This is a genomic window from Acidimicrobiia bacterium (assembly GCA_035948415.1).
Taxonomy (GTDB): Bacteria; Actinomycetota; Acidimicrobiia; order IMCC26256; family PALSA-555; genus PALSA-555.
This window is the reverse complement of sequence record DASZJD010000028.1, coordinates 1-21,552: the sequence shown is the minus strand read 5'-3', so window position 1 is coordinate 21,552 and position 21,552 is coordinate 1. Positions and strand designations below refer to the sequence as shown.

Sequence of the window (21,552 nt, the reverse complement as noted above, 5' to 3'; positions counted from 1 at the left end):
GTCCCGATGCGCACCCGCGTCACCGAGCTCTTCGGCCTGGACCTGCCGCTCTTCGCGTTCAGCCACTGCCGCGACGTCGTCGCCGCGGTTAGCAAGGCCGGCGGCATGGGAGTGCTCGGCGCGCTCGCGTTCACGCCCGAGCAGCTCGAGGTCGAGCTCCACTGGATCGACGAGCACGTCGACGGCCGCCCGTACGGCGTCGACGTCGTCATGCCGGCCAGCTACGCCGGCTCGGGCGGCCAGCTCGACCCCGACCGCATGGAGCAGCAGCTCGCCGAGATGATCCCGAAGGAGCACACGGACTTCATCGAGCGCGTGCTCAGCGAGTACGAGGTCCCGCCCCTCAGCGACGACGAGGAGCGCAGCGGCCTCCTCGGCTGGACCCACGAGGGGGCCCGGCCCCAGGTGGAGATCGCGCTCGCCCACCCGACCCGCCTGCTCGTCAACGCGCTCGGCCCCCCGCCGAAGGACGTGGTGGACCTCGCGCACGACCACGACGTGCGCGTCGCCGCCCTCGTCGGCAGCCTCGCCCACGCCGAGCGGCAGGTGAACCAGGGCGTCGACGTGATCGTCGCCCAGGGCTACGAGGCCGGTGGCCACACCGGCGACGTCGCCGGGATGGTGCTCGTGCCCGAGGTGGTCGACGCGGTGGGCGACCGGGTGCCGGTGCTCGCCGCCGGCGGCATCGGCTCGGGCCGACAGATGGCGGCCGCGATGGCGCTGGGCGCCGACGGGGTGTGGACGGGCTCGATCTGGCTCACGACGACCGAGAGCGACACGGCCCCGCCGGTGATGGACCGGCTCATCGCCGCCGGCTCGCGGGACACGGTGCGCTCGCGGGTCCTGACCGGCAAGCCGGCCCGCCAGCTGCGCACGCCCTGGACCGACGCCTGGGAGCGGCCCGACTCCCCCGGCTACCTGCCCATGCCGCTCCAGTACATGGCCACGGCCGACGCGCAGCGACGCGTCGCCAAGTACGGCGTCGACGAGCTGCGCGTGATGCCGGTCGGCCAGATCGTCGGCCGGATGACGTCGGTGCGCCCGGTCCGGGACGTCGTCCTGGACCTCATGGAGGAGTTCGTGGACGCCACGCAGCGGCTCGACACGCTTCGCGACGAGGACTAGCCGGTGCCGGCCGTCCTCGTCCACGGCGTCCCCGACACCGCCGAGCTCTGGTCACCGCTCCTGGCGTCGCTCCGCCGGAAGGACCTGGTGTGCCCGCGGCTCCCCGGCTTCGGCGCGCCGGTCCCCGCCGGCTTCGGCTGCACGAAGGACGAGTACGCCGAGTGGCTCGCGGGCGAGCTCGCCGCGATCGGGGAGCCGGTCGACCTCGTGGGCCACGACTGGGGGTCGCTGCTCGCCCAGCGCGTCGCCACCACCCGACCCGAGCTGGCCCGCACGTTCGTCCTCGCCGACGGCGCCGTCAGCGCGCGGTTCCGGTGGCACGAGCTCGCGCACCAGTGGCAGACCAGCGGCGTCGGCGAGCAGATCATGGCGCTCATGACTCCCGACGCCGTCGAGGCGGCGCTGCGCGAGGCCGGGCACCCGGACGCGGGCGGCGCCGCCGCCCGCGCCGACGACACGATGAAGGCGGCGATCCTCGCCCTCTACCGCTCGGCGGTCGACATCGCGACGGAGTGGACGCCCGACCGAGCGGTCGACGGGCCCCCGGCGCTCGTGCTGTGGGGCGCGCGCGACCCGTACGGGCCATCCTCGTACGGGCGGGCCGCCGCCGAGCTGGCCGGGGCCGAGTTCGTCGAGCTCGACGCCGGTCACTGGAGCATCGTCGAACGCCCCGACGAGGCCGCGGTCGCCCTCGAGCGTCTCTGGGCCGGTGCGTGATGCCCCTCGCGGCGCCGCTGCAGGCCTTCCTCGACGAAGCCGCCCGCCTGGAGCTCCCGCCGCTCGACGAGCAGCCGCTCGAGCTCCTGCGCCTGAGCGCGCAGGCGTTCGCCGACGCCGGCGCCAAGCCCGCGCAGCCGGTGGCCGCGGTCAAGGACCGTCACCTCGACACCGACGGTGGCCCGGTGCCGGCGCGCGTGTACTGGCCCGCGGCCGCCGGCGACGCCGCGCCGATCGTCTGCTACTTCCACGGCGGCGGCTGGGTGTTCATGGGCGTCGAGACCCACGACCGCGTGTGCCGCCGGCTCGCCAACGCCAGCGGCGCCATCGTCGTCAGCGTCGAGTACCGCCTCGCGCCCGAGCACCGGTTCCCCGCCCCGCTCGACGACTGCTCCGCCGCGATCCGATGGCTCGCCGACCACGGTGCCGAGCTGTGGGGCGACCCGACCCGCCTCGCCGTCGCCGGTGACAGCGCCGGCGGCAACCTGAGCGCGGCGGCGGCCCTGCGGGCCCGGACCGAGGGTCCGCCGCTGGCGGCCCAGGCGCTCGTGTACCCGGCGTGCGACGCCGCGGGCGACACCGCCTCCTACGAGACGAACGGCGAGGGCTTCCTGCTCACCGCCCGCGACATGCGCTGGTTCTGGGAGTGCTACCTCGGTCCCGGCGGCGACCCCGACGACCCGTACGCGTCGCCGCTCCGCGCCGCCGACCTCGGCCGGCTGCCCCCGACGATCGTCATCACCGCCGAGTACGACCCCCTCCGCGACGAAGGCGAGGAGCTCGCCCGCCGCCTGGACGGCGCCGACGTCCCGGTCGAGCTCCACCGCTTCGACGGGATGCTGCACGGCTTCCTCGGGATGGACGCGTGGGTGCCCGAGGCCGACTCGGCCATGGCGCGACTCGGCTCGTTCCTCCGCCGGCACCTCGGCGGCTGACGACCGCGGGCGCGGGCGTCGCCGCCGGCTCGCGGCGTCAGAGCCGCTGCAGGATGCTCGCGGTGCCGAGCGCGCCGCCGCAGCACATCGTCACCAGCGCCAGCTCGGTGTCGGAGCGCTCGAGCTCGTGGAGGGCGGTGGTGATGAGCCGGGCGCCGGTCGAGCCGACCGGGTGCCCGAGCGCGATGGCGCCACCGTTGACGTTCACCCGGTCGAGGTCCGGCTTGTGGACCTGGGCCCAGGACAGGACGACGGAGGCGAAGGCCTCGTTGATCTCGAACCGGTCGAAGTCGGCCATCGCCATTCCCGACCGGTCGAGCATCTTGGCGGTGGCGTCGACCGGGCCGTCGAGCAGGTAGTACGGGTCGGTGCCGGTGACGAGCTGGTGCACGAGCCGGGCCCGCGGGCGGAGCCCGAGGCCCCGCGCCACCTCTTCGTCCATCCAGAGCACGGCGGCCGCCCCGTCGGAGATCTGCGACGACGTCCCGGCGGTGTGGCGCGTCCCCTCGATGACCGGCGCCAGCTTGGCCAGGCCCTCGCGCGTGGTGTCGCGCAGCCCCTGGTCCCGCGAGATCGTCTGCGTCTCGCCCGTGGGCTGCCCGTCCTCGCCGAGCACCGGCGTGTCGATCGGGGCGACCTCCCGCTCGAACCGGCCCTCGTCCCACGCCAGCCGGGCCTTCCGCTGCGAGTGGAAGCCCCAATCATCGAGGTCCTCCCGGGTGATGCCGCGCCGGTCCGCGATCCGCTCGGCCGCCCCGAACTGGCCGTTCGGCGGGTCGTCGTACGGCCACGGCTCGGTCTTGTAGTGCCCGGGCCCGTTCCGGACGTTGGCGCCGAGGGGCACGTGGCTCATCTGCTCGACCCCGCACCCGATCCCGACCTGGATGCCGCCCGCGGCCACGAGCCCGGCCACGATGTGGTTGGCCTGCTGGGCCGACCCGCACTGCGCGTCGACGGTGGTGCAGGCGGTCGTGAACGGCAGCCGGTCGTTCCCCGCGCTCAGCCACGCGTTGCGGGTGACGTTCGAGCCCTGCTCGCCGGCCTGGGTCACGCAGCCCCCGACCACCTCGTCGACGAGCCCCGGGTCGATGCCCGCCCGCTCGATGACCTGCACCAGCGCGTGCCGCAGCGTCTCGGTCGCCTTCAGGCCGGCCAGCCAGCCGTTGCGCTTACCGATCGGCGTGCGAACGGCCTCGACGATGACGGGGGTCCCCACGTGTGCCTCCAGACGCCGCCGCGCCGGCGGCCCCGAGCTGATGTGACGGATCATCAGTTTAGGATCCCGTCCGATGCCCAGCCCCGTCCGCCCGCCCCGGCCCGACGCGCCGCCCGGCGCGGCATCCGGCCGCGGCCCGCGGTGAGCGGCCCGCTCGCGGGGACACGCGTCGTCGAGCTCGTCGGGCTCGGGCCGGGCCCGTTCTGCGGCATGGTGCTCGCCGACCTCGGCGCGCAGGTGCTGCGCGTCGACCGGGCCGACGCGGCGCGAGCCGTCGACCGGCGCCGGCCGGCCACGAACGCAATGCACCGCTCGAAGCGCGCCATCGGCCTGGACCTCAAGGCGGCGGACGGCGTGGAGCTGTTCCTCGGGCTCGCCGAGCGCGCCGACGCCGTCTTCGAGGTGTTCCGCCCCGGCGTCGCCGAACGCCTCGGCATCGGGCCCGACGCCTGCCGCGCTCGGAACCCCCGGCTCGTCTACGGGCGCCTCACCGGCTGGGGCCAGACCGGGCCGCTCGCCAACGCCGCCGGGCACGACCTCGACTACCTGGCCGTGGCCGGCGCGCTGGAGCCGCTCGGGCGCGCCGGGCAGCCGCCGACCCCGCCGATCAACGTCCTCGGCGACTTCGCCGGCGGCGGGCTCCTGCTGGCGCTCGGCGTGGCCGCTGCCCTCTACGAGCGCGAGCGCTCGGGTGCCGGGCAGGTCGTCGACGCGGCGATGGTCGACGGCGCCGCGCTGCTCCTGACCCCGTTCTACGGGGCCCGGGCGTCGGGCGCTTGGGGCGAGCGGGGCACGAACCTCCTCGACACCGGGGCTCCCTTCTACGACGTGTACGAGACCGCCGACCACGCCTGGCTGGCCGTCGGCGCCATCGAGGAGCAGTTCTACGCCGCGCTGCTCGACGGCCTGGGCCTCGCCGACGCCGAGCTGCCCGACCGGATGGACCGCGGCCGCTGGGCCGAGCTCCGGGCCCGCTTCGCGGCGGTGATCCGGACCCGCACGCGGGACGAGTGGGTGGGGCGATTCGCCGGGCTCGACGCCTGCGTGGCGCCCGTCCTGACGCCGGTCGAGGCCCCGGCCCACCCGCAGAGCCGGGCCCGCGACGCGTTCGTGGACCTGGCCGGCGTCCCGCAGCCGGCGCCGGCGCCGCGCTTCTCGCGCTCGACACTGAGCGCGCCGCGTCCGCCGGAGCACCCGGGCCAGTCGACCGGCGACGCCCTCGGCGGGTGGGGCGTCGACCCGGCCGAGGTGGCCAAGCTCCAGGACGCCGGGATCCTGGTGTAAGGGGGAAGGGAGCGACCATGCCGATACCGGAGCAGCGCGACCTCGACGACGCGCGCGGGATCCTCGCCGACTGGCTGGCCAAGCGGCAGCCCGGCACGACCGACGTCGTGGTCGGGCCCATCACCGGCCCCGCGTTCACCGGCTTCTCGAACGAGACGCTGCTCTTCGACGCCGCCTGGACCGAGGGCGGCGACCGGTTCACCGAGTCGCTCGTGGCCCGGGTGAAGCCGACCCAGCACACGGTGTTCCTCGAGGCGGACTTCGAGCAGCAGTATCTCGTGCTCCGCACCCTCGGCCAGCACACGCGCGTGCCCGTGCCGCCGGTCAAGTGCTACGAGGCCGACGAGTCCTACCTCGGCGCCCCGTTCTTCGTGATGCGCCGCGTCGAGGGGCGGGTCCCGGCGGACAACCCGCCGTACACGCTGCAAGGCTGGCTGCTCGAGGAATCCACCCCCGCGCAGCGGCGCACCCTCGTCGAGAGCGGGCTGCACGCGCTCGCCAGCATCCACGCCGTGGACTGGCGCAACCTGGGTCTCGAGGTCCTCTCGAAGCCCCAGTACGGACGGCTCGGCTTCGAGCAGCAGCTGCGCTACTACGAGGCGGCCTTCGAGTGGACCGAGCGGGAGGCCGGGTTCCCGGCCCCGGCCGTCCCGCGCGCCGCGCTCGAGTGGGTGCAGGCCCACGCACCCGATCGCGACCCCGAGCTCGCGCTCTGCTGGGGCGACGCCCGCATCAACAACCAGCTGTTCGGCCCGGACCACCGCGTCGTGGCCGTCCTCGACTGGGAGATGGTCACGATCGCCGATCCGATGATGGACCTGGCCTGGTGGCTGTTCCTGGACCTCCACTTCCACGAGGGCATGCCGGCGCCGCGCATGGAGGGGTTCCCCACCCGGGAGGAGATGGTGGCGACGTACGAGGCCGCCAGCGGGCGGACCGCCCGTGACCTCGACTTCTACGAGCGGTTCGCGGGGCTGCGCTTCGCGGTGATCATGATGCGGATCGCGACGCTCGTGGCCGACTTCGGCCTCATGCCGCCCGAGGCCGCGGTCGAGATGGCGGCGAACAACGCCGTCACGAGGGCCCTGGCCGACCTGCTCGGCCTGCCCGCTCCCGGACCGTCGATCGCCGACTTCGGCTGACGAGGACCGGCGCGCCGCCGCCGAGCACCGAGGGCGGCGCCTCTAGGCTGCGGCACCTCGCTCGGCACGCGGAGGGATCGTCGATGGCGGACGCGCAACCGGGCATCTTCGCCCAGGGCACCCGGGCGCACTACCACCTCGAGTTCGACCTGGTCGACGGCGCCGCCGACCGGGACGTGCGCGCCGCGGTCCAGGCGCTCCGGGAGCCGTCGGTGACCGTCGGCGGCTTCAACCTGATCATCGCGTTCGGGCCCGCGCTCTGGGCCCGCCTCGCCCCCGGCGGCGCCGACCGCGGCTGGGGCGCCTTCCAGCCGGTCGGAGGACCGGGGCCGCCGCGGGCCCCGGCGACGCAGCACGACGTCTGGGTGTGGGTGCACGGCACCGGACCGGACCTCGCCCTCGACGCCGCTCGGGCCGTGACCAGCGCCATGGGGCCGGCGGCGGCGCTGGCGGCGGAGCAGCCGGGCTTCGTCTACCGGGACAGCCGCGACCTCACGGGGTTCATCGACGGCACCGAGAACCCGCCGACCTACGAGGCTCCGTCCGTCGCCGTCGTGCCCGACGACGCGCCGGGCGCCGGCGGCTCGTACGCGATGGCGATGCGCTGGGTCCACGACCTCGAGGCCTTCGACCGGCTCTCGCTGGTCGACCAGGAGCGGGTCTTCGGACGCACGAAGCCCGACAGCGTCGAGCTCGACGAGGCGGCGAAGCCGCCGACCGCGCACATCGCACGCGTCAGCATCGAGGAGGACGGCGAGGAGCTCCACATCTACCGGCGGAGCGTCCCCTACGGGACCGTGCACGAGCACGGGCTGTTCTTCGTCGCGTTCAGCGCCGACCCCAGTCGGTTCGACAAGATGCTCGCCCGGATGTTCGGCACCGGCCCCGACGGGGTCCGCGACCGCCTAACCGACTTCTCCCACCCGGTGAGCGGCTCCTACTACTTCGCGCCGTCGCTGCAGGACCTCGAGGGCGTCGGCGCCGAGCCGTCGGCCTCGTGACCGAGCGTCGCCCGCCGCGGGCGCGTCACCAGGCTTCGGGCCAGTCCCGCGTGACGGACGCCGACCAGCGAGGCTCGCGCCGCTCGAGGTAGGCGAGGACGCCCTCCCCGGCGTCGGCGCGCCCCATGACGTGCCGGTGCATGGCGCTCTCGAGCCGGTCCGCGGCCTCGGCGTCGAGCGGCGGGCTCGCCCACAGCAGCCGCTTCGTGATCGCGACCGACAGCGGCGCGGCGTGGACGGCGACGTCGCGGGCGAGCGCGAGCGCGATCGGGAGCACCTCCGCCGCCGGCACCGCCCGGCTGGCCAGCCCCATCGCGACGGCTCGTCGGCCGTGAAGTGGCGCCCGGTCAGCAGGAGCTCGGCGGCGTGCGCGAACCCGACGGCGCGGGGCACGGTCCAGTGCGAGTGGGCGTCGGGGATCACGCCGCGCCGCACGTGCACGAACCCGTACTTGGCGCCCTGGGCGACGATGCGCACGTCGCACTGCATGGCCAGGCTCAGCCCGATGCCGATCGCGTGCCCGTTCACCGCCGCGAGGACGGGCTTGCGCACCGCGAACGCCGGCGGTCGCACCGGGGACGAGCTGAACGCCCCGGTCGGCGCCGCGAACGTGTCGCCGGCCGGGCTCAGGTCGGCGCCGGCGCAGAAGGCGTCCCCGGCGCCGGTCACCACGACCGCCCGGACGTCGTCGTCCTCGTCGCAGCGCCGGTACACGCGACCGAGGCTCTCGCCCATGGCGCCGGTGAAGGCGTTCCGACGCTCGGGGCGGCTCAGCGTGACCACCGCCACCCCGCGCTCGACCGCGACGGTCAGGTCCTGGAGGTCGTCGCCCGGGTCCACCCAGGTAGTCTGGCCGGCGTGGCAGCGACCAAGGTCGGCTCGCGTCTCCGGTGCGAGCGCTGCGGCACCGAGATCATCGTCGTGAAGGCCGCCGACGACGCCGTGACCTGCTGCGGGCAGCCGATGGTCGAGCGCGAGGCCTAGGCCGCCGGCGTGGCCAACCTGCTCGGGAAGCGATACCGGTGCCCGGTGTGCGAGGCGACCGTCCTCGTGACGAAGGCGGGCGAGGGCCAGCTGGAGTGCCACGGTCAGGCGATGGACGTCGCCACGGCCAAGCCGCTCCCGTCCTCGGACTGACGGACGCGCCCGCGCCGGTCGTCGAGCTCGACGCCCGGCTCCTCGCTGCGGGGGCCGCCGGCCTGACGGCCGCCCTCGCCGACCGGCTCGGCGAGCCCGCGCTCGTCGTGCTCCGCGACGGCACCGCGCTCCCGCTCGGCGTCGCCGACGCGCTCCGGCAGCTCCCGGTCGTCGTCGCCGCCCGGCAGCCGGTCGAGGCGGCCCTGGCCGTGGCGGTCGACCTGGTCCTCCGCGACGACGCCGAGCAGGCGGGCGTCGCCGCCGGGTTCGCCCGAGCGCCGGCGGCGGCCACTGCGGCCGCGGTGCTGCTCCGCGCCGGCGACGACGACTGGTGGGACGGCCTGGTCCGGGAGTCGACCACCTACTCGATGCTGCAGGGCAGCGCCGAGTTCCGGCGCTGGCGCGACGAGCACGCCGCCACCCCGAGCGATGACGCCGAGCCCCGGGTCCGCGTCCGCACCCACGGCCGGGTCACCGAGCTGACGCTCGCGCGTCCGGCCCGCCACAACGCGCTGGACCGGCGCATGCGCGACGAGCTGCACGCCGCCCTCGCCGCCGCGACCGGCCCCGTCGTCCTGCTCGGCGACGGGCCGTCGTTCTGCTCCGGCGGCGACCTCGACGAGTTCGGGACGTTTCCGGACCCGGCGCTCGCCCACCTCGTCCGGCTCAGCCGGTCGCTCGCGGCGCAGGTCGCCCAGGCCCGCGACCGCGTCGTCGCGGGCCTGCACGGCGCCTGCCTCGGCGCCGGGATCGAGCTCCCCGCGTTCGCCGGCCACGTCGTCGCCAGCGTCGACGCCCGCCTCGGCCTCCCTGAGCTGGCGCTCGGGCTCGTGCCCGGCGCCGGTGGCACCGTCTCGCTCCCGGCGCGGATCGGCCGGCACCGGACCCTCGCGCTCCTGCTCGTCGACAGTACGATCCCGGCCCCCGCGGCGCTCGAGTGGGGTCTCGTCGACGAGGTCGTCCCCCGCGCCGAGCTCCGGGCCCGCTGCCTCGAGATCGCGGACTCGCTGTGAACATCGGCATGCTCCTGGAGATGGCCGCCGAGGGCCTCGGCGACCGCGTCGCGATCGGGCCCCGCGACGGCGGGCTCACCTACGCCGCGCTCCGGGACCGGGCCACCGCGATCGCGGCCGCGCTCGAGCCCGAGGCCCGCACCGTCGCGCTGCTCGGCGAGACGTCGCCCCTCGTCCCGGCGGCGCTGTTCGGGGCCGCGTGGGCCGGCGCGGCGTACGCGCCCCTCAACTTCCGCCTCCCGCCCGACGCCCGCCAGGCGCTCCTCGCCCGCCTGGCACCGGCGGTGCTCGCCGACGACACGTGGCTCGACCTCCCGGCCGACCCCGGCCGCGCCTATCCCGAGGACCCCGCGGCGCCGGCGGTGCTCCTCTTCACGAGCGGCACGAGCGCGTCGCCGAAGGCGGCCACGCTCACCCACGACCAGCTGACCGCGTACGTGCTGAACACGGTCGACTTCGCCGCCGCCGACGAGGACGAGGCCGTGCTGCTGGCGGTGCCGCCCTTCCACATCGCGGGCGTCGCCGGGGTGCTCTCGTCGACCTACGCCGGCCGCCGCATCGTGGCGCTGCCCCGGTTCTCCCCCGAGGCCTGGCTCGCGACCGCCCGGGACGAGGCGGTCACCCACGCCTTCGTGGTCCCGACCATGCTGGCCCGGATCGTCGCGGCCATGGAGCTGGACCCCGCGGCGCGGGTCCCGACGCTCCGCCACCTCGCCTACGGCGGCGCCCGCATGCCGACGCCCGTGCTCGAGCACGCGCTCCGGCTCTGGCCCGACACCGGGTTCGTGAACGCGTACGGCCTGACCGAGACGAGCAGCACGGTGTGCGTGCTGGGGCCGGCGGAGCACCGCGCCGCGCACGGCAGCGACGACCCCGTGGCCCGGGCCCGGCTCGGCTCCGTCGGGCGCCCGGTCCCCGGGGTCGAGCTTCGGGTCGTCGACGGAGAGATCTGGGTCCGCGGCGAGCAGGTGTCCGGCGAGTACCTGGAGGGCGGGTCGCAGCGCGACCGCGACGGGTGGCTCCGCACCGGTGACCGCGGCTTCGTCGACGGCGACGGGTACGTGTTCGTCGAGGGCCGCGGCGACGACACGATCATCCGCGGCGGCGAGAACGTGGCGCCGGCTGAGATCGAGGACGCGTTGCTGCGTCACCCGGGGGTCGCCGGCGCCGCGGTCGTCGGCGTCCCGGACGAGGAGTGGGGCGAGCGGGTGGGGGCGATGGTCGTGCCCCGGGCGGGGGCGACCGTCGACGTCGAGGAGCTGCGCGACTTCGTCCGGTCACAGCTCGGCTCCCTGAAGACCCCCGAGGTCGTGGCCATCCGCGACGAGCTGCCTCACACGGCGACGGGCAAGGTGCTGCGCCGGGCCGTGCGCGCCGACCTCGCCACCCGCGTCGGCGACGCCTGAGCCGCGGCGCGCCGGCTACGACCCGCCCTCGTCGGGCACGTCGGGCGTCGGGATGACCTGGGTCGGCATGTCGGGGGGCGGCCCGAGGGCGATCGCGATCTTCGAGAAGCCGACGAACAGCGCCGCGGCGGCCGTCAGCTCGACGAGCTGCCCGGCCGTGAAGTGCTCGAGGAGCTCCTGGCGCTGCCCCTCGGTCAGGCCGCTGGGGTCGGTGAGGAACGTGTCGACGTACCGGACCACCGCCTTCTCGCGGGGCGACAGGTCGCTGGCCTCGAACCCCTCGTCGACGAGCGCGACGCGCGCCTCGGTCAGGCCCTGCTGCCTCGCGACCGCGAAGCGGACGTTGCGTCAGTACCCGCAGTCGGTGATCCGGGCGTTGCGGATCCGGGCGATCTCCTTCACGGCGTGCTCGACGGTGCCGTGACTCCACAGCTGCCCGTACAGGCGCCAGAAGGCGGCGATCGCCTCGGGCTGGGTGCCGAGCGCGTCACCGCGGATCGGGTGTCGGGGACCGGTCATGGGCTCCTCCGGTTCAGGCGAGGGACGTCCCGGGCGCCGGCGCCGGGACGACGGTCACCGTGGGGGGCGCGGCGACGCCGAGGATGGTGCGGAAGCGGCAGAACCCGTCGAAGAGGGCGAGGACCTCGCAGAGCGCGACGAGCCCGGGCAGGCCGAAGTGGTCGATCACGGCGTCGCGTCGCTCGTCGTCGATCCGGTGCGGGTCGAGCACGAACTGCTCGGCGACGGCGAGCGCCGCCCGCTGCGCGTCGGTGAACGCGGGACCCTGGGGCCACCCGGGGAGCTGGGCGACCTGGTCCTCGGCGAGCCCGGCGTCCCGCGCCGGCCGGTAGCGCAGGCGCTGCTCGCTCTCGCAGCCGAGCAGCTGCGCGACGCGCAGGCGGCACAGCTCGAGCACGACCGGGTCGAGCAGGCCCTCGGTCCAGAAGACGTCGTAGAAGGCCCGGAAGGGCTCGTAGAGGTCGGGGCGCAGCCCGAAGACGCGCTCCAGCGGCGTGTCGCCCTCGGCGGCGTCGGGGAGCCAGCTCATCACAGCCCCATGAAGCTGCCGCCGTCGCAGACGATGGTCTGCCCGGTGATGTAGCCGCCGTCGTCGCTGGCGAGGAAGGCAGCGACGACGCCGACGTCGTGCTCGGCGTCGCCGATGCGGCCGAGGGCGGTGCGGGCCTCGACGCGCGCACGCAGCGCGGGGCTCGCCGCGAACGCGCCGGCGAGCGCGGGCGTGTCGGCGACCGGAGCCAGACAGTTGACCGTGATCCCGTGGCCGCCCCACTCCCGGGCCAGGCTCTTGGCCATCGCCCGCTGGGCCGCCTTCACCGGCGAGTACACGGGGCGGAGCGCGCTCCCCTCGACGCCCGCCGGCGACGTCACGAGGACGAGTCGGCCTCGCGGCCCGGCGGCGCGCAGGTGCGGCGAGGCGAAGCGGGCCGCGTAGTAGGAGCCCCACACCGCGGTGCGGGAGTTCGTGGTCCAGAGGGCGTCGTCGACCTCCTCGAGCCGGTGCGCCCGCCCGCCTTGAAACGCGTTGTGCACCATGATCTCGAGGCTCCCCGTGGCGGCGACCGTGAGCGCGACGCACCGCTCCATGTCCTCCCGTCGGGTCACGTCGGTGACGACGCAGGTGGCGTCGCCGCCACGGGCGCGGATCTCGGCCGCGGCGGGCTCGCCGGTCTCGGCCCGGCGGGCGGCGAGCACGACCCGAGCGCCCCGGTGGGCGAGGGCGTGGGCGATGCCGAGCCCGACGCCCTGGCCGGCGCCGGTCACGACCGCGGTGCGCCCCGCGAGCGGGCCGTCGACGCTCACGGCGCCATCCACACGCCGCCGTCCGCGCCGACGGTGGCGCCGGTCACGAAGTGGGCGGCGTCGCTGGCGAGGAAGGCCACGACCGGGCCGACGTCGGCCTCGACGTCACCGGGGCCGCCGAGGGCGGGAGCGGCGAGCGAGACCTCGAGGCTCTCGACGTCGATCGGCACCTGCTCCGGCGCCGGCGCCACGCAGTTGACGGTGATCCCGTCCGGGCCCCACTGGCGGGCCGCGGCCTTGGCGAGGAGCCGCTGCCCCTCGAGCGCGGTCGCGTACGGCACGAGACCGGCCGCGCCCGACATCGACACCGTCGGCGTCACGAAGACGATCCGTCCGCCCCGACCCCGCATCTGCCCGTACGCGGCTTGGAGCACCGCCAGCGCGGCGCGCATCGTGCCCTCCCAGACCCGGTGCCAGCCCTCGTCGTCGACGGTCTCGAACGGCCGCCGCTGGTACGCGGCGGGGTCCATCGCGGCGTGCACGAGGACGTCGACGGGACCGCCGACCTCGTCGGCGGCGGTGGCGAACGCGTCCTCGAGCTCGTCCCGACGCTCGAGGTCGGCGTCGATGGCGACGGCGCGGCTCCCGCGGGCCTCGAGGTCGGCGGTCAGCGGGGCCAGGGTGGCGGCGTCGCCGACCAGCGCCACGGACGCGCCGGCGTCGGCGAGCGCGAGGGCGAGGCCGCGGCCGAGCGGCTGCTCGGCGCCGGTGACCACCGCGACGCGGCCCGTGAGCGCGCTCATCGGCGCCGCCCCTCCCTAGGACGCGTCGGCGGGGCCGGGCGCGGCGGTGACCGCCACCGGCAAGGACTTGATGCCGTTGATGAAGTTCGACCGCAGCCGGCGCACCGGGCCGTCGGGACACAGGTCCGGGAATCGGCGGAGCAGGCCCTGGAAGAGCAGCCGGGCCTCGAGGCGGGCCAGGCCCGCGCCGAGGCAGAAGTGGGGGCCGCCGGCGCCGAAGGCGACGTGGTCGTTCGGCGCCCGCATGATGTCGAAGCGGTCGGCGTTCGGGAACTGGGCCTCGTCCCGGTTGGCCGACGCGTACCACACCACGACCTTGTCGCCGGCCCGGACGTGCTGGCCGCCGAGCTCGGTGTCCTCCCGGGCGGTTCGCCGGAAGTGCAGCACCGGGGTCACGAAGCGCAGCATCTCCTCCACCGCGCTCGGCACCAGGTCGAGGTCGCGCTGCAGCCGGGCGCGCTCGGACGGGTGCTCGAACAGGGCCAGCGTCCCGCCCGTGATCAGGTTCCGGGTCGTCTCGCTCCCGGCGTTCATGAGGAGCAGGAAGAAGAGGTCGACGTCGTGCGGCCCGAGCCGCTCCCCCTCTACCTCGGCGGCGAGGAGCACGCTGAGCAGGTCGCTGCCGCCGCCGCCGGCGCGCTCGGCGGCCAACCGGTCGGCGTAGGCGAACATCGCCTGGATCGCCTCGTGCGCGTCCGCCTCGGTGCCGCCGAGCTCGGGGTCGTCGAGGCTCATCATCCGCTCGGTCCAGGCGAACACGCGGTGCCGGTCTTCCTCGGGCACGCCGACGAGCTCGGCGATGACCTGGAGGGGCAGCTCGACGGCGACGTCGGCGACCAGGTCGAAGCGGCCCCGGGCGGCGACGCCGTCGAGGAGGCGGTCGACGATGGCTTGGACGCGCGGCGTGAGCGTGGCGACCTGCCGCGGCGTGAACCCCCGGTTCACGAGCTTGCGCAGCTGGGTGTGGCGCGGCGGGTCCTGGTTCAGCATCAGCGCGCCCGCGCCGGCGTCGCCGCCGGCGGGGTCGCGGATCATCGTGTTCGGGTGCGAGCCGAATCGGTCCGGGTGCCGCGAGACCGTGACGACGTCGTCGTAGCCGAACACGCCCCAGTAGCCCGGGCCGGCCGGCTCGGGGAGGAAGCAGACCGGCTGCTCGGCGCGCAGCCTCCGGAAGAGCTCGTGCGGCGGGCCGTCGGCGAACCGGTCGAGGTCGAAGAGGTCGACCGTCGCGGTCGTCACACCGAGACGCGTGGCCGCACCGCGCAGGCTTCGTCGAGGTCGAGCACCATCGTGAGGCGCCCGAAGGCGACCCAGTTCCCGACGCAGATGGTGAGGTCGAGGATCTCGGGGTCGGTGAAGTGCTCGCGGAGCCGGGCGAAGAAGGCGTCGTCGATCGAGCGGTGGTCGAGCGCGAACCGCTCGGCGTACTCGATGGCGAGGCGCTCCGGCGCGGAGTAGTCGCCGGACTCCGGGTCGGAGACGTGGGCGTAGAGATCCTCGGTGACGCCCTGCTCGGCGAGCTCGGGGATGCGCCAGCCGCGGCACACGGCGCAGTCGTTGAGCTCGGCGATCCGCATCCGGGCCGCCTCGCGGACGCGGGCCGGCAGCTGGCTCTTCGAGTACACGGCGTACGACAGGCCCTGCACCGCCGCGCCCATCTCGGGTCGCAGGTCCCAGACCCGCACGATCTCTGGCTGGTCGCCGGGGGGCAGCTCGAGTCGGGACATCACGACCTCCTTCGTCGCCGGCAGCGTACCGGGACGGTGTCGAGGGGCGGGGGGTCAGTGGCACACCTCGCCGCCGTTGACGTCGAGGGCCTGGCCGGTGACCACCGACGACAGGTCGGAGGCGAAGAACACGGCGGCGTCGGCGCAGTCGGCGTCGGTCGGGAGGCCGAGCGGGATGTGCGAGGCGAGCTCGTCGTACTGCTCCTGCACGGTGCTGCCGGTCCGGGACGCCACCGCCTCGAGGTGGTGCTCGACCGTCGGCCCCCAGAGCCACCCGGGCACGATCGTGTTCACGCGGATGCGGTCGGGGCCCAGCTCGCGCGCCAGGGCCTGCGCCGCCGTGAGCAGCGCGGCCTTGGCGGTGGCGTAGGCGCCCTCGAGGGGCCTCGGGGCGCGGACGATCATCGAGTTCACGAACAGGATCGACCCGCCGCCCCGAGCGCGCAGGGCGGGGATGGCGGCGTGCGTCATCTGCAGGTTGCCGAAGAGCGTGACCTCGGCGGCCTGCCGCCAGTCGTCGAGGTCGGCGTCCTCGAACCGCTGGGCCCGGCTCGCGGCGGCGGCGTTGTTCACGAGGACGTCGAGGTGGCCGTACTCGTCGATCGCCGTCTGCGCCAGCCGCTCGCACTGGCGGGGGTCGGTGACGTCGGTCGGCACCGCGACGGCGCGTCCGCCGAGCGCGGCCACCTCGGCCTGCACCGCGGCGAGTCGGGCCTCGCGACGGGCGCCGAGGAGCAGGCTGGCGCCGTGCCGGGCGTAGGCGAGCGCCAGCTGCCGGCCGAGGCCGGGCCCGACGCCCGAGATGATCGCCACCTTGTCGCCCAGCAGCACGAGCCGACCCCTTTCAGTCCAGGGTCCGGCCACAGTTGACGTTCAGCGTCTGGCCCGTGATCGCGCGCGAGAGGTCGCTGGCCAGGAACACGACCGCACCCGCGATCTCGGTCGGCGTCGGGATCGTGGGGAGCGCGTGCAGCGCCACGACCTCGGCCTCGACGTCGGCCGGCTCGACGCCCCGCCGCGCCGCGATCCAGGTGAAGTACTCGTCGAGGACCGGGCCCCGGATGTGGCCCGGGGCGACGCAGTTGACGCGGATCCGGTCCGGTCCCAGCTCCTGGGCCAGGACGTGGGCGGCGGTGGTGAGGGCTCGCTTCGACGCCGCGTAGCCAGCGAGGAGCGGGATCGGGTTCTTGATCGACAGGGTCGTGATCATGACCACCGACCCGCCGCCGGCGGCGCGCAGGTGCCGGAGGGTGGCCTGGGTGAGCGTGAGGGAGCCGAAGCAGTTGACGGCCATCGGCGCCCGCCACCGCTGGGGGTCGAGGCCGTCGAAGGGCTCCCGCCAGTCCTCCTCGGTGAACGCGTTGTTGACGAGGACGTCCACCCGGCCGAGGTCGGCGGCCACGGTGTCGGCGAGCCGGCGGCACTGGCCGGCGTCGGTGACGTCGGTCGGCACGGCGCAGGCCCGTCGGCCCAGCGCCTCGACCTCGGCGGCGACGGCGGCGAGCGCGTCGGGGCGGCGGGCACCGAGGCCGACGTCGGCGCCGGCGCGCGCCAGCGCGAGCGCGATGGCGCGGCCGAGCCCGGGGCCGACACCCGACACGATCCCTACCCGGCCGTCGAGGAGGCCCGTGGTGTCGTCGTCGCTCACTGGCACCCCCGCGGCGCGGTTGCCGGCCGAGACGAGAACATGTTCTACTGCGCTCCGATGGAGTTCAACCTCGCCGACCTCTTCGAGGTCGTCGCGGACCGGGTCCCGGACCGGCTGGCCCTGGTCGCCGGCGAGGCCCGGCGCACCTACCGGGAGCTCGACGAGCGGTCGAACCGGGTGGCGCACCACCTCGCCGCCGCCGGGGTGGGGCCGGGCGACCACGTCGCCGTGTACGCCTGGAACCGGGCCGAGTGGATCGAGGCCGAGCTCGGGATCTACAAGGCCCGCGCCGCGGTCGTCAACGTGAACTACCGGTACGTGGCCGGCGAGCTCGCCTACATCCTCGAGAACTCCGACGCGGTCGCGGTCGTCGTCGAGCGGTCGTTCGCGCCGGTGCTCCTCGAGGCCCGGGCCTCGGCGCCGAGGCTGCGGCACGTCCTGGTCCTCGAGGACGGCGGCGACGATCCAGCCTCGGGGGCGGCCACCGGCGCGCTGGCCGCGGTCCGGTACGAGGACGCGCTGGCGGCGGCGAGCCCGGCCCGGGGGTTCGGGCCCCGCGCCGCCGACGACCCGTACCTTCTCTATACGGGCGGGACGACTGGCGTCCCGAAGGGCGTGGTGTGGCGGGCCGAGGACATCTTCTTCGCCGCCCTCGGCGGTGGCGGGTTCGGCCTGCCGCCGATCACCCGGCCCGAGGAGCTCGCCGACCGGGTGGCGCCGGCGCCGGCCGTCGGCGTCGTTAACGCCCCGATGATGCACGGCGGCGGCCAGTGGGTCAGCTTCATCGGCTTCTACGCGGGCGACACCGTGGTGCTGAACTGCGACCGGCACTACGACGGCGACGCCGTCCTTCGGCTGGCCGAGCGGGAGCGCGCCACGTCAATCATGGTCGTCGGCGACGCGATGGCCCGCCCGCTCGCCGACGCCCTCGCCGCCCCGGCGGCCCGCTACGACCTAGGGTCGCTCGCCGCCATCGGGTCGGGCGGGGCCATCCTCTCGAAGGCGGTGAAGGAAGAGCTCCGGGCCCGCCTGCCCGGCGTCCGCGTGACCGACTCGTTCGGCGCCTCCGAGACCGGCGCCGCCGGGACCGTCCTCGACTTCGACGGCCCCGCCGCGGGCCCGAGGTTCACGATCAGCGACTGGGTCGCGGTGCTCGACGACGACGGGCGCCGGGTCGAGCCGGGCTCGGGCCAGGTCGGCCGGCTCGCCCGTCGCGGCCACATCCCGCTCGCGTACTACAAGGACCCGGCGAAGACGGCGGCGACGTTCGTCACCGACCCCAACGGCGTGCGGTGGGTCGTCCCCGGCGACTTCGCCGTCGTCGAGGCCGACGGGACCCTGAACCTGCTCGGGCGCGGCTCGGTCTGCATCAACACCGGCGGCGAGAAGGTGTACCCCGAGGAGGTGGAGGCGGCCCTGAAGGCCCACCCCGGCGTCTTCGACGCCGTCGTGGTCGGGGTCCCCGACGACCGGCTGGTCGAGCGGGTGGCGGCCATCGTCACCCCTCGGGGCGACGCCCGCCCGTCGCTCCCCGACCTGCAGGCCTGCTGCCGCGCCCGGCTCGCCGGCTACAAGGTGCCCCGCCAGCTCGAGCTCACCGACGACATCCCCCGCACGCCGGTCGGCAAGCCCGACTACCGGTGGGCCCGCCGGCTGGCCGAGCACTCGGCCCCGGCGCGCAAGCCCACTCGCACCGGGGCGACAGCGTGACCGGCGGCAACGGCGGCGACGCGCCGCCGCTCGGGTTCTGGGCACTGGCGGCGGCGCGCCCGGACCACCTGGCGCTCGTCGACCCCGACGGGCGCGAGGTTCGGGCTGGGGAGCTGCTCGCCAGCGCCAACCGCCTCGTGCACGGGCTGCGCGCCCTCGGGCTGCAGACCGGGGACTCGGTGGCGATGCTGCTCCCGAACTCGCGCGAGGTCTTCGAGCTGTACCTCGCCGTCCTCCAGGCCGGCTTCTACCTGGTGCCGATCAACTGGCACCTGGTCGGGCCCGAGATCGCGTACATCCTCCAGGACTGCGAGGCCAAGGCCTTCGTCGCCCACGCCCGCTTCGCCGACGTCGCCCGCGCCGCCGCCGACGAGATCGGCTTCCCCGCCGCCGGCCGCGTCGCGGTCGGCGGGGACATCCCCGGGTTCCGGCCCTACGCCGAGCTGCAGGCGGGCCAGCCGACCAGCACGCCCCCGGAGCGCACGACCGGCGCGGTCATGAACTACACGTCCGGCACCACCGGCCGGCCGAAGGGGGTGCGGCGGCCGCTGCCGGGGGTCCCGCCCGAGACGATGGCCACCTCGTTCGGGGGCATGCTCTTCCTCTTCCGGCTGCAGCCCTTCGACGACAACGTGCACATCTGCGGCTCGCCCCTCTACCACACCGCGGTGCTCGTGTTCGCCGGCGGCGCCATCCACATCGGGCACACCGTCGTCGTCATGGACAAGTGGACGCCCGAGGACATGCTGGCGCTCATCGACCACCGCCGGGTGACGAACACCCACATGGTGCCGACCCAGTTCGTCCGGCTGCTCGCCCTGCCGCCCGAGGTGAAGGCGCGCTACGACGTGTCGTCGCTGCGGCACATGGTGCACGCCGCCGCGCCGTGCCCGCCTGAAGTGAAGCGGGCGATGCTCGGCTGGTGGGGGCCGGTGATCGACGAGTACTACGCCGCCAGCGAGGGTGGCGGCACGATCGTGTTCGCCGAGGAGTGGCTCGAGCACCCGGGCACCGTCGGGCGGGCGTGGCCCATCGCCGAGGTCGTGATCCTCGACGACGACGGCAACGAGCTTCCTCGCGGCGAGGTCGGCACCGTGTACATGCACATGCAGACCGGCAACTTCGAGTACTACAAGGACCGGGCCAAGACCGAGCAGAGCCGGCAAGGGCGGTTCTTCACCGTCGGCGACGTCGGCTACCTCGACGACGACGGCTGGCTGTTCCTGCGTGACCGCAAGGCCGACATGATCATCTCGGGGGGCGCGAACATCTACCCCGCCGAGATCGAGAGCGTCCTCATCCTGCACCCGAAGGTCGCCGACGTCGCCGTCTTCGGCATCCCGCACGAGGACTGGGGCGAGGAGATCAAGGCGGTCGTGGAGCCGATCGACGGCGTGGCGCCCGGTCCGGACCTCGAGGCCGAGATCGTGGCCTGGTCCGCCGACAAGCTGGCGAAGTTCAAGACGCCGCGCTCGATCGACTTCGTCGAGGAGATGCCCCGCGACCCGAACGGCAAGCTCTACAAGCGCAAGCTGCGCGACCCGTACTGGGCCGACCGCGAGCGAGCGATCTGAGGGTCCGTTCCGGGCGCCGGGCCTCGTCTACGTCCGGGCGGTCAGGATCTCCCACTCGCCGGGCACGCCCTTCAGGGCGGAGCGGCCGTGGGCGTCGAACTCGATTCCCGATCCGGCGACCAGGTCGCGAACGGTGCTGGTCACGAGCACCTCACCGGGGCCGGCGAGGGCCGCCACGCGGGCGCCGACGTGCACCGCGATGCCGGCGAGGTTGTCGCCGCGGAGCTCGCACTCGCCGGTGTGGAGCCCGGCCCGGATCTCGAGGCCGATCTCGGGCGCGCGGGCGGCGATCGCCTGGGCACAGCGGATCGCGCGCGCCGGACCGTCGAAGCAGGCGACGAACCCGTCGCCGGTCGTGTTGATCTCCACGCCTCGGTAGTGGTCGAGCTCGCCGCGGATCGCCCGGTCGTGGGAGTCGAGCAGCTCCCGCCAGCGGCGATCCCCGAGCCCCGACGCCCGCTCGGTCGATCCGACGATGTCCGTGAACAGGACCGTCTTGAGGACCCGCTCGGCCTCAGGTTCGTGGCGATGGCCGGTGAGGAACTCCTCGACCTCGTCGATCACCGCGTCCGCGTCGCCGACCCACCACCAGTGGTCGTTCCCCGGGAGCTCGACGTACTTCGCGCCGCGGATGTGCTCGGCGTAGTACCGGCCCTGCCGCACGTCCGCGACGAGGTCCCCGACCCGGTGGATCACGAGGGTCGGCACCGAGACGGTCGAGAGGATCGGTCGGATGTCGATGCGCTCGTTCATCGCCAGGAAGGTGGCCATCGCCGACGGCGTGCCGGTCTGGCGCTCGACCCGCCCGGCCCACTCCTCCGCCCGGGGGTCGCCGGCCAGGCTGGGCGCGAACCAGCGCGGCGCCGACCGGCCGCTGCCCCAGGCCCGCTCGAAGTAGTTGAGCTGGCTCTCGAGCTGCTCGGCGGTGAAGCCCCACGGGAAGTCCGGCGTCGCCAGCCACTTCGCGATCGCGCCCACGAGGATCAGCGCCGCGGTCCGCTCGGGGTAGGTGGCCGCGAACAACGTCGTGATCGGGCCGGCTTCGGATCCGCCGAGCACCGCCGCCCGCTCCGATCCGACGGCGTCCATGACCGCGCGCACGTCGTCCATCCGCTCCTCGAGCGTCGGGACCCCGGTGACCCGATCGGACAGGCCCGTGCCGCGCTTGTCCAGCAGGACCAGCCGGCTGAAGGAGGCGAGGCGACGCCAGAAGCGCGCGAGCGCGGCGTCGTCCCAGCCCGACTCCAGCAGCGAGAGACCGGGCGGCACGACCACGAGATCGAGGGGTCCCTCTCCCACCACCTGGTAGGCGATGTTGAGATCGCCGCTCGTGGCGTAGCGGGTCCGCGGGCG

23 protein-coding genes and 1 pseudogene are annotated in these 21,552 nt (G+C 74.9%); 12 read left to right on the top strand and 12 right to left on the bottom strand.

Annotated elements, in window-relative coordinates; genetic code table 11:
* Positions 1-6 precede the first annotated feature (6 nt).
* The 3 genes from VG869_03845 to VG869_03835 are packed head-to-tail and all read left to right on the top strand — an operon-like array spanning position 7 to position 2,777.
* Positions 7-1,125: a nitronate monooxygenase family protein gene (locus VG869_03845; protein ID HEV3450316.1), complete on the top strand. Its 1,119-nt coding sequence runs from the start codon at positions 7-9 to the stop codon at positions 1,123-1,125.
* Between the two features lie 3 nt (positions 1,126-1,128).
* Positions 1,129-1,842, top strand: a complete 714-nt coding sequence (locus VG869_03840; protein HEV3450315.1) for an alpha/beta hydrolase — start codon at positions 1,129-1,131, stop codon at positions 1,840-1,842.
* Positions 1,842-2,777 (top strand): alpha/beta hydrolase, encoded by a 936-nt coding sequence (locus tag VG869_03835; GenBank protein HEV3450314.1) that lies wholly within the window; start codon positions 1,842-1,844, stop codon positions 2,775-2,777. The genes VG869_03840 and VG869_03835 overlap by 1 nt, the downstream gene beginning before the upstream one ends.
* Before the next feature lie 37 nt (positions 2,778-2,814).
* Here the strand turns inward: VG869_03835 and VG869_03830 are convergent, their stop codons facing one another.
* A complete protein-coding gene (locus tag VG869_03830) occupies positions 2,815-3,993 on the bottom strand; it encodes a steroid 3-ketoacyl-CoA thiolase (protein ID HEV3450313.1) in 1,179 nt (392 codons plus the stop codon).
* A gap of 141 nt (positions 3,994-4,134) precedes the next feature.
* Between VG869_03830 and VG869_03825 the strand changes: the two genes are divergently transcribed.
* The 3 genes from VG869_03825 (at position 4,135) to VG869_03815 (ending at position 7,420) form a co-directional block, all read left to right on the top strand.
* Positions 4,135-5,277: a CaiB/BaiF CoA-transferase family protein gene (locus VG869_03825; protein ID HEV3450312.1), complete on the top strand. Its 1,143-nt coding sequence runs from the start codon at positions 4,135-4,137 to the stop codon at positions 5,275-5,277.
* Positions 5,278-5,294: 17 nt separating this feature from the next.
* A complete protein-coding gene (locus VG869_03820) occupies positions 5,295-6,419 on the top strand; it encodes a phosphotransferase family protein (protein ID HEV3450311.1) in 1,125 nt (374 codons plus the stop codon).
* 83 nt (positions 6,420-6,502) lie between these two features.
* Positions 6,503-7,420, top strand: coding sequence for a Dyp-type peroxidase (locus VG869_03815; protein ID HEV3450310.1), 918 nt, complete (start codon positions 6,503-6,505; stop codon positions 7,418-7,420).
* A 25-nt stretch (positions 7,421-7,445) separates the two neighbouring features.
* Here the strand turns inward: VG869_03815 and VG869_03810 are convergent.
* Positions 7,446-8,260, bottom strand: a pseudogene (locus tag VG869_03810) (enoyl-CoA hydratase-related protein).
* A gap of 18 nt (positions 8,261-8,278) precedes the next feature.
* Here VG869_03810 and VG869_03805 point away from each other — a divergent pair.
* Genes VG869_03805 through VG869_03790 form a run of 4 tightly spaced genes read left to right on the top strand, consistent with a single transcriptional unit; the run spans position 8,279 to position 10,976 of the window.
* Positions 8,279-8,404 (top strand): desulfoferrodoxin, encoded by a 126-nt coding sequence (locus tag VG869_03805; GenBank protein ID HEV3450309.1) that lies wholly within the window; start codon positions 8,279-8,281, stop codon positions 8,402-8,404.
* Between the two features lie 9 nt (positions 8,405-8,413).
* The gene (locus VG869_03800; GenBank protein ID HEV3450308.1) at positions 8,414-8,557 is read left to right on the top strand and encodes a hypothetical protein; all 144 of its coding nucleotides are present in this window, start codon (positions 8,414-8,416) and stop codon (positions 8,555-8,557) included.
* Positions 8,500-9,570, top strand: a complete 1,071-nt coding sequence (locus tag VG869_03795) for an enoyl-CoA hydratase/isomerase family protein (protein ID HEV3450307.1) — start codon at positions 8,500-8,502, stop codon at positions 9,568-9,570. The genes VG869_03800 and VG869_03795 overlap by 58 nt, the downstream gene beginning before the upstream one ends.
* On the top strand, positions 9,567-10,976 hold the full coding sequence (locus VG869_03790) for an AMP-binding protein (GenBank protein ID HEV3450306.1): 1,410 nt from the start codon (positions 9,567-9,569) through the stop codon (positions 10,974-10,976). Before VG869_03795 ends, VG869_03790 begins: the two co-directional genes overlap by 4 nt.
* Positions 10,977-10,991: 15 nt before the next feature.
* Here the strand turns inward: VG869_03790 and VG869_03785 are convergent, their stop codons facing one another.
* From VG869_03785 to VG869_03745, 9 genes are all read right to left on the bottom strand, one after another.
* The gene (locus tag VG869_03785; GenBank protein HEV3450305.1) at positions 10,992-11,216 is read right to left on the bottom strand and encodes a hypothetical protein; all 225 of its coding nucleotides are present in this window, start codon (positions 11,214-11,216) and stop codon (positions 10,992-10,994) included.
* Between the two features lie 108 nt (positions 11,217-11,324).
* Positions 11,325-11,495 (bottom strand): hypothetical protein, encoded by a 171-nt coding sequence (locus tag VG869_03780; GenBank protein ID HEV3450304.1) that lies wholly within the window; start codon positions 11,493-11,495, stop codon positions 11,325-11,327.
* 13 nt (positions 11,496-11,508) lie between these two features.
* On the bottom strand, positions 11,509-12,024 hold the full coding sequence (locus tag VG869_03775) for a carboxymuconolactone decarboxylase family protein (GenBank protein HEV3450303.1): 516 nt from the start codon (positions 12,022-12,024) through the stop codon (positions 11,509-11,511).
* Positions 12,024-12,797, bottom strand: a complete 774-nt coding sequence (locus tag VG869_03770) for an SDR family NAD(P)-dependent oxidoreductase (GenBank protein HEV3450302.1) — start codon at positions 12,795-12,797, stop codon at positions 12,024-12,026. The genes VG869_03775 and VG869_03770 overlap by 1 nt, the downstream gene beginning before the upstream one ends.
* Complete coding sequence (locus tag VG869_03765) at positions 12,794-13,540, bottom strand: SDR family oxidoreductase (protein ID HEV3450301.1); 747 nt, start codon at positions 13,538-13,540, stop codon at positions 12,794-12,796. The genes VG869_03770 and VG869_03765 overlap by 4 nt, the downstream gene beginning before the upstream one ends.
* Before the next feature lie 15 nt (positions 13,541-13,555).
* Positions 13,556-14,779 carry a cytochrome P450 gene (locus VG869_03760; GenBank protein HEV3450300.1) on the bottom strand — a complete coding sequence of 408 codons (1,224 nt, stop codon included), beginning with the start codon at positions 14,777-14,779 and terminating at the stop codon, positions 13,556-13,558.
* Entirely contained in the window at positions 14,776-15,267 is a 492-nt protein-coding gene (locus VG869_03755) for a carboxymuconolactone decarboxylase family protein (GenBank protein ID HEV3450299.1), read from the bottom strand. The genes VG869_03760 and VG869_03755 overlap by 4 nt, the downstream gene beginning before the upstream one ends.
* A 54-nt stretch (positions 15,268-15,321) precedes the next feature.
* Positions 15,322-16,098 (bottom strand): SDR family oxidoreductase, encoded by a 777-nt coding sequence (locus tag VG869_03750; GenBank protein HEV3450298.1) that lies wholly within the window; start codon positions 16,096-16,098, stop codon positions 15,322-15,324.
* A 13-nt stretch (positions 16,099-16,111) separates the two neighbouring features.
* The gene (locus VG869_03745) at positions 16,112-16,915 is read right to left on the bottom strand and encodes an SDR family oxidoreductase (GenBank protein ID HEV3450297.1); all 804 of its coding nucleotides are present in this window, start codon (positions 16,913-16,915) and stop codon (positions 16,112-16,114) included.
* A 57-nt stretch (positions 16,916-16,972) separates the two neighbouring features.
* On the opposite strand from VG869_03745, the gene VG869_03740 reads away from it, so the two are divergent.
* Both VG869_03740 and VG869_03735 read left to right on the top strand, forming a co-directional pair.
* Entirely contained in the window at positions 16,973-18,625 is a 1,653-nt protein-coding gene (locus tag VG869_03740) for an acyl-CoA synthetase (GenBank protein ID HEV3450296.1), read from the top strand.
* The gene (locus VG869_03735; GenBank protein HEV3450295.1) at positions 18,622-20,199 is read left to right on the top strand and encodes an acyl-CoA synthetase; all 1,578 of its coding nucleotides are present in this window, start codon (positions 18,622-18,624) and stop codon (positions 20,197-20,199) included. Before VG869_03740 ends, VG869_03735 begins: the two co-directional genes overlap by 4 nt.
* Before the next feature lie 27 nt (positions 20,200-20,226).
* Here the strand turns inward: VG869_03735 and VG869_03730 are convergent.
* On the bottom strand, positions 20,227-21,552 hold a 1,326-nt coding region (locus VG869_03730; GenBank protein ID HEV3450294.1), incomplete at its 5' end, for an adenylate/guanylate cyclase domain-containing protein.